The sequence below is a fragment of the Aeromonas sp. QDB62 genome (genome assembly GCF_027705695.1).
In the GTDB taxonomy this organism is placed as follows: domain Bacteria; phylum Pseudomonadota; class Gammaproteobacteria; order Enterobacterales; family Aeromonadaceae; genus Aeromonas; species Aeromonas allosaccharophila.
In genome coordinates this window covers 76,075-89,695 of record NZ_JAPDCD010000004.1, presented here as the reverse complement: position 1 = coordinate 89,695, position 13,621 = coordinate 76,075, and the positions used below count along the sequence as shown (strand labels likewise).

The window sequence follows — 13,621 nt, the reverse complement described above, 5'->3', positions numbered from 1 at the left end:
CTGAATATTTAACAACCAAGCGCCCCTATTGCAGGATGCACCACATAAGTATTAATTAGGCAGGCAATGACGATGGGCCGCCCCCATCGCGCTTTTCTGAGCCTGAGGCACCAAGATCCTGTAATTTTATTTCAGAACCACCGTCTCAAGCCCGCAACCCAGGGATGATTCCCTCATTAAGAGATGATATTCGCTATGGCCGATAAATTAACCCAGCTGAAAGCCCTGACCACTGTTGTTGCCGACACCGGTGATATCGAAGCCATCAAACGCTATCAGCCCATCGATGCCACCACCAACCCCTCTCTGGTTCTGAAGGCCTCCGAGATCCCCGAGTACGCTCCGCTGATCGAAGACGCCATCAACTGGGCCAAAGCCCAGAGCCAGGACAAGGCACAGCAAATCATCGACGCGGGCGACAAGCTGGCCGTCAACATCGGTCTGGAAGTGCTGAAGATCGTTCCGGGCCGTATCTCCACCGAAGTGGATGCCCGTCTCTCCTTCGATACCGCTGCCAGCATCGCCAAAGCACGCAAGCTGATCCGTCTCTACAACGAAGCGGGTATCAGCAACGACCGCATTCTGATCAAGCTGGCCTCCACCTGGGAAGGCATCCGTGCCGCCGAGGTACTGGAGAAAGAGGGTATCCAGTGCAACCTGACCCTGCTGTTCTCCTTCGCCCAGGCCCGTGCCTGTGCCGAAGCCGGTGCCTTCCTGATCTCCCCGTTCGTGGGTCGCATCCTCGACTGGTACAAGGCCAAGCACAACCGTGACTACACCGCCAGCGAAGATCCGGGCGTGGTATCCGTCACCGCCATCTATGACTACTACAAGCAGCACGACTACCCGACCGTGGTGATGGGCGCCAGCTTCCGCAACACCGGCGAGATCCTGGAACTGGCTGGTTGCGATCGCCTGACCATTGGCCCGGCCCTGCTGGAAGAGCTGAGCAAGACCGAAGGCGCCGTGGTTCGCAAACTGGACTACACCGGTGAGCGCAAAGCCAAGCCGACTCCGATGACCGAAGCCGAATTCCGCTGGGAACTGAACCAGGACGCTATGGCCCACGAGAAGCTGGGCGAAGGCATCCGCATGTTCGCCATCGACCAGGGCAAGCTGGAAACCATGCTGGCAAGCCGCCTGTAATCTGTTCTTTTTTCTGAAAAAACCGGGCCCCTACCAAGGGGCCCGGTTTTTTTCATGGGCTTTTCTAGCTCTGTCATAGAGTCGTCACGAAAACGTTTTAATTTCAGATTCGTTATGTTATACGGGTGGTGAAAACGATAAAAACCAAGGAGGGAGCCATGGAAATGTTCAACTTCGATTATGACGAGGTGGTTGAACTCGGTTCGCGTAGCCGCGGGACAACGGGAAAAAAACGTAAATGGCGTGAGATCGAGGCGTTGAAAGACAAGCATCGCCTGCAGAAGGAGCTGCAATCCATCGATATCGCCTATGAAGGTCTTACAGACGAGATTGAACTGTAATACCGCCAGACACCTGTAAAAGCGCCCCGCACAGCCGGGGCGCTTTTTTATGCCGAAATCGGATACCGCAAGCGATGCCACGGGATAACTGCAGACAAGAGACAGACCGGCGACAGACAAAGCGCACAGCCCTCCTCTTCCTGCTCTCTGACCGCCCTCGCCAACGGCAACCCCTCCCCTCACCCGCCCATGCAGACCTGCGTCGTTTCAGGGCGTGTTGGGGCACTCACCGCAAGACAGGCCATCAGCAATAAAAAGCCCCCGTCGATGACGGGGGCCTGGATGCTCAAGGTCAGGCTGCGCTTAGCAGTAACCGTAGCCCAGCAAACGCTGGTAGCGCTGTTCCAGCAGTTGCTCGGTCTCGAGCGGACGCAGAGCGTTCAGATCCTGCTGAATGCGGTCTTTCAGACGCTTGGCCATCTTTTCCACGTCGCGGTGGGCGCCGCCGAGCGGCTCCTCGACGATATTGTCGATGAGTTTCAGCTCTTTCAGACGCTGGGCAGTAATGCCCATTGCTTCGGCAGCTACGGAGGCCTTGTCAGCGCTCTTCCACAGGATGGAGGCACACCCTTCCGGCGAGATGACGGAGTAGGTGGAGTACTGCAGCATGTTGACGCGATCCCCCACACCGATGGCCAGCGCACCACCTGAACCGCCCTCACCAATCACTGTGCAGACCACCGGCACGGTCAGACCGGCCATCACTTTCAGGTTGCGGGCAATCGCTTCGGACTGACCACGCTCTTCGGCACCGACGCCGGGGTAGGCGCCCGGGGTGTCGATAAAGGTGATGATCGGCATCTTGAAGCGCTCGGCCATCTCCATCAGACGCAGGGCCTTGCGGTATCCTTCCGGACGCGGCATGCCGAAGTTGCGCTTGATCTTCTCTTTGGTCTCGCGACCCTTCTGGTGACCAATCACCATCACCGGCTCACCATCGAGACGGGCGATGCCGCCGACGATAGCCTTGTCATCGGCATAGGCGCGATCGCCAGCCAACTCGTCGAAATCGGTGAAGATATGCTCGATATAGTCAAAGGTGTAGGGGCGCTGGGGATGACGCGCCATCTGGGATACCTGCCAGGCACCCAGATCACCGAAGATCTTCTTGGTCAGCTCTTCGTTTTTCTTCTCCAGCCGGCGGATCTCGTCTTTCAGATCCACGGCGTGATTGCCTTCACTCACATGTTTGAGTTCATCAATCTGCGCCTGCAACTCGGCAATCGGCTGTTCAAAATCCAGAAAAAGACTCATAGGGCCTTAGAACCTCTAATCAAAAACCAATTCAACCCGCTCTCGTCCAAGCAGGACTCGCAAGTCATCTATCAGTTGATCGGTGGGCGTCACCCGCCACTCGGTACCGAGCGTCAATCGCACCCGGGAGCCGGGGCGACGATAGTTTACCTGAACCGGACAGACTCCGGCACGGGCGGGCTCCAAAATCTCGCACAAACGCGGGAAAAAGCGATCATCAATCCGCTGTTCATCGAGGGAGATGCGGATTGCTCTGGCAAAACGCTCCCTCGCATCGTTGATATCCAGTAATTCTCGAGCCGACATTTTAAGGCCACCGGAGAAGTCATCAAAGCTGACCTGTCCAGAAACCACCAAAATGCGGTCTTTTTGCATCAATTCTTCATATTTTTCCAGCGCTTCACTGAATAGGGTCACATCGAGGCGACCGGAACGGTCGTCCAGGGTGAAGATCCCCATCTTGTTGCCACGCTTGGTCACCATGCTGCGAGCTGCAATCACCAGCCCCGCCGCCGTGGTCACGGTATCGCGGGAGGTGGGATGCAGATCGCACAGGCGACCCGAGGTATAACGACGCAACTCGCTGCTGTACTGGTTGATGGGGTGACCGGTGAGATAGAGCCCGAGGGTCTCGCGCTCCCCTTCCAGCCACACCTTGTCAGGCCAGTGCGGCACGTTGGCAAACGCCTTCTTGACGTCGTCAATCTCTTCGGTGAGCACGCCGAACATGTCGACCTGCCCCACAGCCTGCGCCTTGGCGTGCTGCTCGGCGGCACGCATCGCCTCCTCCAACGTCGCCATCAGGGCGGCGCGGTGGGGGCCGAGCCGATCCATGGCGCCGGAGAGGATCAGCTTCTCCATCACCCGCTTGTTAAGCTTCTTGATGTCGACCCGGTTGCAGAAGTCGAACAGATCTCGGAACGGGCCGTCCTGATCTCGTGCGCTCAAGATCGCATCGATGGGGCCTTCACCGACCCCTTTCACCGCCCCGATGCCGTAGACGATATGGCCATCTTCGTTGACCGAGAAGCGATAGCGACCGGTGTTCACATCCGGCGGGATCACCGTCAGCCCCATCCGCTGGCACTCGTCCACCAGCGTCACGATCTTGTCGGTGTTGTCCATATCGGCGGTCATCACCGCCGCCATGAACTCGGCCGGGAAGTGGGTCTTGAGCCAGAGGGTCTGGTAGGAGACCAGCGCGTAGGCGGCGGAGTGGGATTTGTTGAAGCCGTAGCCCGCAAATTTCTCCACCAGATCGAAGATCTTCATCGCCAGCTCGCCATCGACGCCATTTTTGATGGCGCCCTCCTCGAAACCGGCCCGCTGTTTGGCCATCTCCTCGGGCTTTTTCTTACCCATAGCACGACGCAACATGTCCGCGCCACCCAGCGTATAGCCCGCCAGGGTCTGGGCGATCTGCATCACCTGCTCCTGATAGAGGATGATGCCGTAGGTCGGTTCCAGAATCGGTTGCAGGCTCTCGTGCTGCCACTTCTCGTCCGGATAGGAGATCGCTTCATTGCCGTGCTTACGGTCGATGAAGTTATCCACCATGCCTGACTGCAGCGGGCCCGGTCGGAACAGGGCCACCAGTGCGATCATGTCTTCGAAGCAGTCGGGGCGCAGCCGCTTGATCAGATCCTTCATGCCGCGGGATTCCAGCTGGAATACCGCGGTGGTCTCGTAGCGCTGCAGCAGGTCGAACGACTTCTTGTCATCGATGGGGATGGCGGCGATGTCGACCGGCGGCTTGCCCTCTTTGGCAAGACGCGGGTTTATCATGCCGAGCGCCCAGTCGATGATAGTGAGCGTGCGCAGACCGAGGAAGTCGAACTTCACCAGACCCGCGTACTCCACATCGTTCTTGTCGAACTGGGTCACCGGGTGATGACCCTCGTCATCACAATAGAGCGGCGCAAAGTCGGTGATCTTGGTGGGCGCGATCACCACGCCACCGGCGTGTTTACCGGCGTTGCGCACCACCCCTTCGAGGCGACGGGCCATGTCGATGAGGTCTTTAACCTCTTCATCCTGCTCGTAGAGCTCGGGTAGTTTTGGCTCGGCCTCGAACGCCTTGGCCAGGGTCATACCCGGATCCGGCGGAATGAGCTTGGAGATGCGATCGACAAAGCCGTAGGCGTGGCCCAATACCCGGCCCACATCCCGTACCACCGCCTTGGCCGCCATGCTGCCGAAGGTGATGATCTGGGAGACTGCATCCCGGCCATACATCTCGGAGACGTGCTCAATCACCTCATCGCGCCGATCCATGCAGAAGTCGACGTCGAAGTCGGGCATGGATACCCGCTCGGGGTTCAAGAAACGTTCGAACAGCAGGTCGAATTCCAGCGGGTCGAGGTCGGTGATCTTGAGGGCATAGGCCACCAGGGAGCCCGCACCCGAGCCCCGGCCCGGGCCAACGGGAATGCCGTTGTCCTTGGACCACTGGATAAACTCCATCACGATGAGGAAGTAACCCGGAAAGCCCATCTGGTTGATCACTTTCAGCTCGATGTCGAGACGCTCGTCGTACTCGCCGCGCTTGGCGGCGCGCACGGCGGGGTCCGGGAACAGGAACTCGAGTCGCTCCTCCAGACCCTCTTTCGACTTGGCCACCAGAAAATCTTCGGTAGTCATATCGCCGGTCGGGAAGTTCGGCAGGAAATACTCACCGAGACGCACCGTCACGTTGCAGCGCTTGGCGATCTCCACCGTGTTCTCCAGCGCCTCTGGGATGTCGGCAAACAGCTCCGCCATCTCCTCCTGACTGCGCAGGTACTGCTGCGGGCTGTAGCGACGGGGGCGGCGCTTGTCCATCAGGGTATAGCCATCGTGGATGGCAACACGGATCTCGTGAGCGTCGAAATCATCGGCTGAGAGGAACACCACCTCGTTGGTGGCGACCACCGGCAGCTCGAACTCGGTGGCAATGGCCACCGCCATGTGCAGGTAGACCTCTTCATCGGGTCGACCGGTACGCAGCAGCTCCAGGTAGTAGGCATCGGGGAAATGGGTCTGGTAGAAGGCGAGACACTGCTCGGTCATCTGCCGGTTGCCCTTGAGCAGGAACTTGCCCACATCCCCCTCGCGGCCGCCGGAGAGCACGATCACCCCCTTGGCATGCTCGGCGAGCCAGCTCTTGTCGATAACCGGGCGCCCCTGCACGTGACCGCGCTGGTAACCGCGGGAGATGAGCAGGGTGATGTTCTGGTAGCCGTCGTTGTCCATGGCCAGCAGGGTGAGGCGGAACTGCTCGTCGCCAAGTTCATCGCTCTGCACCCAGAAGTCGGCACCGACGATGGGTTTGATCCCCTTGCCGTGGGCCGAACCATAGAAGCGCACCAGACCGCACATGTTCATCTGATCGGTCAGCGCCAGCGCCGGCATGTTGTTGGCCGCTGCCGCCCCGACGATGGGGTTGATCTTCTGCAGGCCATCGACCATGGAGAAGTCGGAGTGGACTCGCAGGTGGATAAAACGGGGTTCAGCCATCGTCATCTCCTCTCGCTGCTCAAACTAAATGGCATGGTCTACTCGATCCCCAGTGCGCGGCGCACCGGTTTGAAACTCTTGCGATATTCGGGCAGCGGGCCACGCTCGGCCAGAATGGCGAGGTGCTCAGCGGTCGGATAACCCTTGTGACGGGCAAAGCCATACTCGGGATGGCGGCTGTCCAGCTCGGTCATCTCCGCATCGCGGGTCACCTTGGCGAGGATCGAGGCGGCGCTGATGGCGGCCACCAGGCTATCGCCCTTGACTACGGCGCGCGCTTCCATCGGCAATGCCGGGCAGCGGTTGCCATCGATAAAGACCAGCTCGGGGGTGACCTTGAGCCCTGCCACGGCACGCTGCATCGCCAGCATGGTGGCGTGCAGGATGTTGAGCTCGTCGATCTCCTCCGGAGTGGCGCGACCGATAGCCCAGGCGAGCGCCTTCTCTTTGATCTCGTCAAACAGCGCCAGCCGTTTCTTCTCGGAGAGCTTCTTGGAGTCAGCCAGCCCGACAATGGGGTTGGCGGGATCGAGAATGACCGCAGCGGTGACCACGTCACCCACCAGCGGGCCACGACCCACTTCGTCCACACCGGCAACCAGCTTGTCGTCAGGAATATCGATCATCATCTTGTAGCCTTGAATCAAAACAGGCCCCGTGGGGCCTGACAGGGGTTCGACTGGCGCGGCATCACCGCTCGAAAACGGATTAACGGTTGGCGCGGCGCAATCGATGGTCCGAAATAGCGTTATCTGCCGAGCAGATCCGCCACCGCGTCGGCGGCCTGCGAGTCGGCATTGCAGCGGATCAGCTGGTGCAGCTCGGTGAAGGTGTTGACCAGCGCACTGTTGTCGTGCTCGAAGTACTTGCTCACCTCTTCCACCAGATTCTCCGGGGTGCACTCGTGCTGGATCAGCTCCGGCACCAGCATCCGACCGGCGAGCAGGTTGGGCAGGGAGACAAATTCGGTCTTCACCAGTCGCTGGGCCAGCCAGTAGCTGAACGGCTTGAGCTTGTAGCCCACCACCATCGGCTTTTTCACCAGCATGGCTTCGAGCGCTGCGGTGCCGGAGGCCAGCATCACCACGTCGGCGGCGATCATCGCCTCGCGGCCCTGCCCTTCCAGCAGCACCATGCCGAGATCCGGTGCCACTTCGGTCTTGATGGCCGTAAACTGCTCGCGCCGTTTCTGGTTGACCAGCGGCACGATGAAGCCGAGATCCGGATAGCGTACCGTCAGGTGTTTGCACGCCTCGAGAAAGAGAGGAGACATAAAGCCCACTTCTGCAGTGCGACTGCCCGGCAGTACCGCCAGCCAGCGGCGATTGGCATCGATGCCCAGCTTGCGACGCACCGCAGCCTGATCCGGCACCAACGGAATATCGTCCGCCATGGTGTGACCGACAAAGCGGCAAGGGGCGTCGAAACGGTCGTAGAAGGCTTTCTCGAACGGCAGGAAGGCGAGCACCATGTCGGTGGCGGCCTTGATCTTGTGAATGCGGTTCTGGCGCCAGGCCCACACCGAGGGGCTGACATAGTGAACCGTCTTGATACCGGCGCGGCGCAGTTTCAGCTCCACTCCGATATTGAAATCCGGTGCATCCACGCCGATGAAGATATCGGGCGGATTGGCGATAAAGTGGCGCAGCAATTCGCGACGGACCTTGAGGATGCGCGGCAGACGGCCCAGCACCTCGGTGATCCCCATGACGGAGAGCTCTTCCATCTCGAACAGCGCCTTGACGCCGAGGGCCTGCATCCGCGGCCCGGCAATCCCTTCGAACTGCGCATCCGGATAACGGGCTTGCAGCTCGCGCACCAGACCGGCAGCCAGAATGTCGCCGGAGACTTCTCCGGCGACGATACCGATACGAACCGGATCAGGCACGGATGATCCCGCGCTCGTTGTCTTTGAGGAAGTCCACATAGAGCTGGACGGCCGGTTCGGCTTGCGCCATCTCGATCAGAACCGGCAGCACCTCTTCGATGGTTTTGCCAGAACGGAAGATCTCTTTGTAGGCGCGTTTGACGGCAGAGATAGACTCGGGCGTATAACCGCGGCGACGCAGCCCTTCGGAGTTGACCCCGAATGGCTTGGCGTAGTTACCGGCAGCCATCACGTAGGGCGGCACATCCTTGTTCAGGGCGGCGCAGCCACCGACGAAGGCGTGGGAACCAACGCGGCCAAACTGGTGAATGGCAGAGAGGCCACCAAAGATCACGAAGTCACCGATCACCACGTGGCCCGCCAAGGTGGCGTTGTTGGCGAAGATGCAGTTGTCACCGATGATGCAGTCGTGGGCAACGTGGACGTTGACCATGAACAGGTTACCGCTGCCCACCTTGGTCAGGGATTGATCCTGGATGGTGCCACGGTGGAAGGTGCAGTTCTCGCGAATGACGTTGTTGTCGCCAATCTCGAGGAAGGTGCGCTCACCGGCGTACTTCTTGTCCTGGCAATCCTCACCGATGGAGGTGTGCTGGAAGATCTTGTTGCCACGGCCAATCTTGGTCGGGCCCTTGATCACCACATGGGAACCTACCCAGGTGTTGTCACCGATTTCCACCTCGGCGCCGATGACAGAAAAGGGGCCGATTTCAACCCCTTTACCGATGACGGCAGACTCATGGACGATGGCAGTATCGTGAATGATGGCAGTCTGGTCGATCACGTGTGTTAAACCTCGCGTTTGGCGCACATCAGCTCGGCGGTACAGACCACTTCACCGTCGACGGTAGCGACACCGGTGAACTTGGCAATACCGCGACGCTCTTTCAGGAACTCCACGTCCAGCACCAGTTGGTCACCGGGGCCGACCGGGCGCTTGAAGCGAGCGTTATCGATTGAGGCAAAATAATAGAGTTCGTTGGGAGACGGCTTGCCCACCATGGTAAAGGCCAGGATACCGGTGGCCTGCGCCATCGCTTCCAGGATCAGTACGCCCGGGAACACCGGCTTGGCCGGGAAATGCCCCTGGAAGATCGGCTCGTTGAACGAGACGTTCTTGATGGCGCGCAGAGTTTTGCGCTCATCGCTGATCTCGTAATCGTCGACACGATCCACCATCAGGAACGGATAACGGTGGGGCAGCAGATCCATGATTTCCTGGATACCCAGGCTCTTCTTTTCAGTAGTCAAAACAGTACCCTATACCAATCGTGATTATTCTTGATCCAGCTTCTTCTCAAGCTTGCTTAACCGCTTGTGCATCTCGTCGATACGCATCACCCGGGCGGCGGTCTTGCGCCACTCTTTATTGGTTTGCAGAGGGATGCCGGAAGAGTAGACACCGGGCTCGGTAATGGGTCGCATCACCATGGCCATACCGGTGACGGTGGCCTGATCGCAAATCTCCATATGCCCGTTAAAGACGGAAGCGCCGCCAATGATACAATATTTGCCGACCTTGAGACTACCAGCCATGACGGTGGAGCCCGCCACGGCGGTGCCGTAACCTATCTCCACGTTGTGGGCGATCTGGCACTGGTTGTCGATGATGACGTTGTCAGCGATGCGGGTATCTTCCAGCGCACCGCGGTCAATGGTAGTACAGGCACCGATCTCGACCCGGTTGCCAATGGTCACGCCGCCGAGCTGGGGGATCTTGATCCACTCGCCACGCTCGTTGGCATAACCGAAACCATCGGCCCCGATCACTGTGCCGGATTGAACCAGACAGTCGGTACCCATGGTCACATTGTGATAGAGGGTGACGTTGGCCCACAGCCGGGAGCGAGCTCCCAGCCGGGTATTCTTGCCAACGAAACAACCCGGGCCAATGCGTACATCATCACCCAGCACGACGCCGGATTCGATCACTGCATTGGCGCCGATGGCCACTCTCTCGCCCAGTTGCACGTCAGCCGCGATGACGGCGCTCGGATGGATATCCGTGGCCGGCTGCGGGGTAGTGTCCAGCAGTTGGGCTACCCGGGCAAAGCCCACATAGGGGTCTTTGAGCACCAGGGCATTGGTGGGACAAAATGGCAGATCCGCTTCTGTAATGAGCACGGCAGTCGCCTTGCTCTGCTCCAGATAGTGCCGGTACTTTTTGTTGGACAGGAAGGTGATATCCCCCTCCCCGGCCTTTTCCAGTGTCGCTACCTTGCGGATTTCCAGGGTTCCGTCGCCATGGACCTGGGCCCCCAGTTGCTGGGCCAGCTGTGCGAGAGTGAATGCCATCAATTAGTTGCTCTTGCTTACCTGAGAAATAACCTGACCGGAGATATCCAGCTTGCTGGCGGCATACGGGGCGGCATTACGCTCCAGCACCAGATCGTAACCATTGCTCTTGGCGATGGAATCGATGGCAGCCTGTACCTTGGTCAGGATCTTGTTGCGCTCTTCGGACTGACGGCGACCGTTGTCCTGTTCAAACGCCTGACGCTTCTGGTTGAACTCCATCTGCAGCTTGGCCAGTTTCTCCTGGTTCTGCTTCTTCTGCTCGGCGCTCATGAAGGCTTCATCCTTGCGGAACTTCTCGACCAGCTTCTGGCCTTCCTGTTCCAGCTTCTGCAGCTCACGCATGCGCGGCTCGAATTCGCCTTTCAGCTTGGCTGCAACGGCTTCACGCTGGGGCAGCTTTTGGAAGACTTCGCCCATATCCACCACGGCGATCTTGGTCTCAGCGAAGGCAGAACCCATGCCGGCAGCCATCAGTGCAAAGCTCAAACCAGCTACTTTCAACGCTTTATTCACACTTACTCCTTGTTCCCTCATGGCGAGGGCTACCTGATTTACCCGATTATGCAAGCGGTGTTAGGACCGTCTTGTTACCTGGTGAGGCACGCATACCGCGCGTCCCATCATTGAAGACCCCCACCGCATGGGTGGGGGCGATACTCTGCTTAGAAAGTACGACCGATGTTGAAAGAGAAGAACTCGGTGCGATCCCCTTCGTATTGCTTGATTGGTTTGGCCAAGGCGAACACCAGCGGGCCCATCGGCGAGAGCCACTGCAGGGAGACTCCAGCAGAAACCCGTATATTGCCCGGGTTGGAGTAGTCCTGACTCATATAGTTGCAGTCTGCGCCATCAGTGCAAGGATATGCCCCGTTGGCAAAGTCAGTGCTCCAGACGGTACCAGCATCCATAAAGATGGTGGAACGGATCTGCGGACGATAGGTCTCGGAAACGAACGGGGTCGGGAACACCAGCTCCAGTGACGCAACAGCCAGGGCGTTGCCGCCCACCGAGGTATCAGAACCCTCGTAACTGCCAGTCTCGCAAGGTTGATTGCCGGTACAAGTCCCTGAGCCCGGTTTGGTGTAGGTCTTGTAGATCGCCTTGGGACCAATGGTGTTGCTCTTGAAACCACGAACCGTATCGAAACCACCGGCATAGTAGTTCTCGAAGAACGGCAGCATTGAGTCGTCGCCATAGCCGTTACCGTAGGAGACGCGCCCCTTGCCGATCATCACCCAGTTGTGGTCCGCATCGAGCGGGAAGTAGTGGGCATCTTCGGCGGAGAGCTTGTAGTACTGCAGCTCCATGCCAGGTACGGTCACCTTAGCGTTGACACGCTGACGATCACCGGCGGTCGGGAACATCCCCTTGTTCAGGGTGGAGCGGGTCCAGCCAGCGGTCACATCGACGGTCACGAAGTCGAGGTTGTCGCCATCCTGTGAATAGGCATTCCAGAACTGATCCATCTGCACCGACTGGCGGTTATCGTTCCACTGATCCCAGCAGTAGTCGTTCTCATCTACACCATCAGGACCAACACACTCGTTGTACTTAGTTGGGCTAAAAGTCGGACGACTCAGCTTGGTGCTCTCGACACCGGTACTGAAGTCGAGACGGTTGAACTCGTTGACCGGGAAGCCGCTGGAGAGACGGAAACCGATGGTTTCGTTCTCGTAATCGACGATATCGGCATCATCGGCGCGGAACTGGTTGTAGTAGACCCGACCACCCAGGCTGACACCATCCACGGTGAAGTAGGGGTCGTTGTAGCTCAGGTCAACGTTCTTGGAGTAGTCGTTGGTGCTGGCATTGATGGAGACCTTTTTGCCAGTACCCATAAAGTTGTCCTGGGAGACCCCCGCCTGCAGGCTCAGGCCTGACTCGGTGCCGTAACCGATACCGGCGTTGATGGAGCCTGCTGGCTGTTCCTTGACCTTGAAGTCGAGGTCAACCAGATCATCGTTGCCCGGCACTCGCTTGGTATCCACTTCCACGCTCTCGAAGTAGCCAAGACGGTTGAGACGGCTCTTGGACTGCTCGATGTTGTCGGAGGAGAGCCAGGTGCCCTCCATCTGACGCATCTCGCGACGCAGAACCTGATCTTCGGTGGTGGCATTACCGCTGAAATTGATGTTGCGCACATAGACACGGGGGCCCGGCTCAACGTTGACGATCAGCTCCACTTCCTTGGTCTTGTCATTGACTTGCGGGAAGGTGACCACTTTCGGATAGGCGTAGCCGTAACGGCCGAGGAACTTGGAGAGCACCTCTTCGGTATGGGTCACCTGACTGGCGGAGTAGGTGCTGCCGGCAGCGATCGGGATCAAACCCTTCATCTCGCCACCGCGATCGATCAGATCGCCTTTGAGCTGGACACCGGAGACCTTGTACTGATCCCCTTCCTTGATGTTGAGAGTGACATAGACGCCCTTCTTGTCGGGGGTCATGGAGACCTGGGTAGACTCCTGCTGGAAGCGGATATAGCCGCGATCCATGTAGTAGGAGCGCAGGGTCTCGATATCACCGGCCAGCTTCTGCTTCTGATAGCGCTGATCGGCGGTGAAGTTCCACCAGGGCACTTCGTCGCGCAGGGAGAGCTGGGCAATCAGTTTGTCTTCCGGGAAGACGCTGTTGCCGACGATGTTGATCTGCTGGATCTTGGCCGCTTCCCCTTCCACGAAGGTGAACTTGAGGTCGACCCGGTTACGCGGCAACGGGGTGACGATGGCCTTGACCTTGGCGGAGTATTTACCCACGCCATAGTAGAAATCTTCCAGTCCCTTCTCGAGGGAGGTGAGCACGGTGCGATCCAGCGGGTCGCCGACACGGATACCGGAGGACTCCAGACTCTGGGTCAGTTGCTCCTCTTTGATATCCTTGTTGCCGGCAAACTCGATGCTGGAGATGGTCGGGCGCTCCTTGACCATCACCTGCAGCACCTGGCCGTCACGGTAAACCTTCACATCCTCGAAGTTACCCGAGGCATAGAGCTTTTTGATGGCGCTGGCCAGAGCCACGGAGTCGACGGTATCACCGACCCGGATCGGCAGGTTCAACAGTGCGGCACCCAGGGTCACCCGTTGCAGACCTTCGACCTGGATATCTTGCACCACAAAAGAGGCAGGGGCCGCCTGGGCCAGGAAACTGGCACCCAGCAGGCAACTCAACACCAATGCTTTTTTAACAGCCATTTTGTTCT

General features: G+C 58.7%; 11 protein-coding genes. 2 read left to right on the top strand and 9 right to left on the bottom strand.

Features of this window, described 5'->3' with window-relative positions:
- Positions 1–195 precede the first annotated feature (195 nt).
- On the top strand, positions 196–1,146 hold the full coding sequence (tal, locus tag OKC27_RS03390; RefSeq protein WP_042058455.1) for a transaldolase: 951 nt from the start codon (positions 196–198) through the stop codon (positions 1,144–1,146).
- Between the two features lie 158 nt (positions 1,147–1,304).
- Positions 1,305–1,487, top strand: coding sequence for a DUF3545 family protein (locus tag OKC27_RS03385; RefSeq protein ID WP_005338547.1), 183 nt, complete (start codon positions 1,305–1,307; stop codon positions 1,485–1,487).
- Positions 1,488–1,790: 303 nt separating this feature from the next.
- On the opposite strand, the gene accA is transcribed toward OKC27_RS03385, so the two are convergent.
- The 9 genes from accA to bamA all read right to left on the bottom strand — a co-directional run bounded on the left by accA (position 1,791) and on the right by bamA (position 13,613).
- Entirely contained in the window at positions 1,791–2,741 is a 951-nt protein-coding gene (gene accA, locus OKC27_RS03380) for an acetyl-CoA carboxylase carboxyl transferase subunit alpha (RefSeq protein WP_042657956.1), read from the bottom strand.
- Positions 2,742–2,756: 15 nt separating this feature from the next.
- Positions 2,757–6,236, bottom strand: coding sequence for a DNA polymerase III subunit alpha (gene dnaE / locus OKC27_RS03375; RefSeq protein WP_182939071.1), 3,480 nt, complete (start codon positions 6,234–6,236; stop codon positions 2,757–2,759).
- A 38-nt stretch (positions 6,237–6,274) separates the two neighbouring features.
- Positions 6,275–6,865, bottom strand: a complete 591-nt coding sequence (gene rnhB / locus OKC27_RS03370) for a ribonuclease HII (RefSeq protein ID WP_005343795.1) — start codon at positions 6,863–6,865, stop codon at positions 6,275–6,277.
- Between the two features lie 119 nt (positions 6,866–6,984).
- Complete coding sequence (gene lpxB, locus OKC27_RS03365) at positions 6,985–8,124, bottom strand: lipid-A-disaccharide synthase (protein ID WP_182939070.1); 1,140 nt, start codon at positions 8,122–8,124, stop codon at positions 6,985–6,987.
- A complete protein-coding gene (lpxA, locus tag OKC27_RS03360; protein WP_182939069.1) occupies positions 8,117–8,908 on the bottom strand; it encodes an acyl-ACP--UDP-N-acetylglucosamine O-acyltransferase in 792 nt (263 codons plus the stop codon). Before lpxA ends, lpxB begins: the two co-directional genes overlap by 8 nt.
- Positions 8,909–8,913: 5 nt before the next feature.
- Entirely contained in the window at positions 8,914–9,375 is a 462-nt protein-coding gene (gene fabZ, locus OKC27_RS03355; protein ID WP_005338559.1) for a 3-hydroxyacyl-ACP dehydratase FabZ, read from the bottom strand.
- Positions 9,376–9,399: 24 nt separating this feature from the next.
- Entirely contained in the window at positions 9,400–10,419 is a 1,020-nt protein-coding gene (lpxD, locus tag OKC27_RS03350; RefSeq protein ID WP_197970786.1) for a UDP-3-O-(3-hydroxymyristoyl)glucosamine N-acyltransferase, read from the bottom strand.
- A 3-nt stretch (positions 10,420–10,422) separates the two neighbouring features.
- A complete protein-coding gene (locus OKC27_RS03345; protein ID WP_005338563.1) occupies positions 10,423–10,935 on the bottom strand; it encodes an OmpH family outer membrane protein in 513 nt (170 codons plus the stop codon).
- Between the two features lie 149 nt (positions 10,936–11,084).
- Positions 11,085–13,613 (bottom strand): outer membrane protein assembly factor BamA, encoded by a 2,529-nt coding sequence (gene bamA, locus OKC27_RS03340; protein ID WP_182939067.1) that lies wholly within the window; start codon positions 13,611–13,613, stop codon positions 11,085–11,087.
- Between the last annotated feature and the right edge of the window lie 8 nt (positions 13,614–13,621).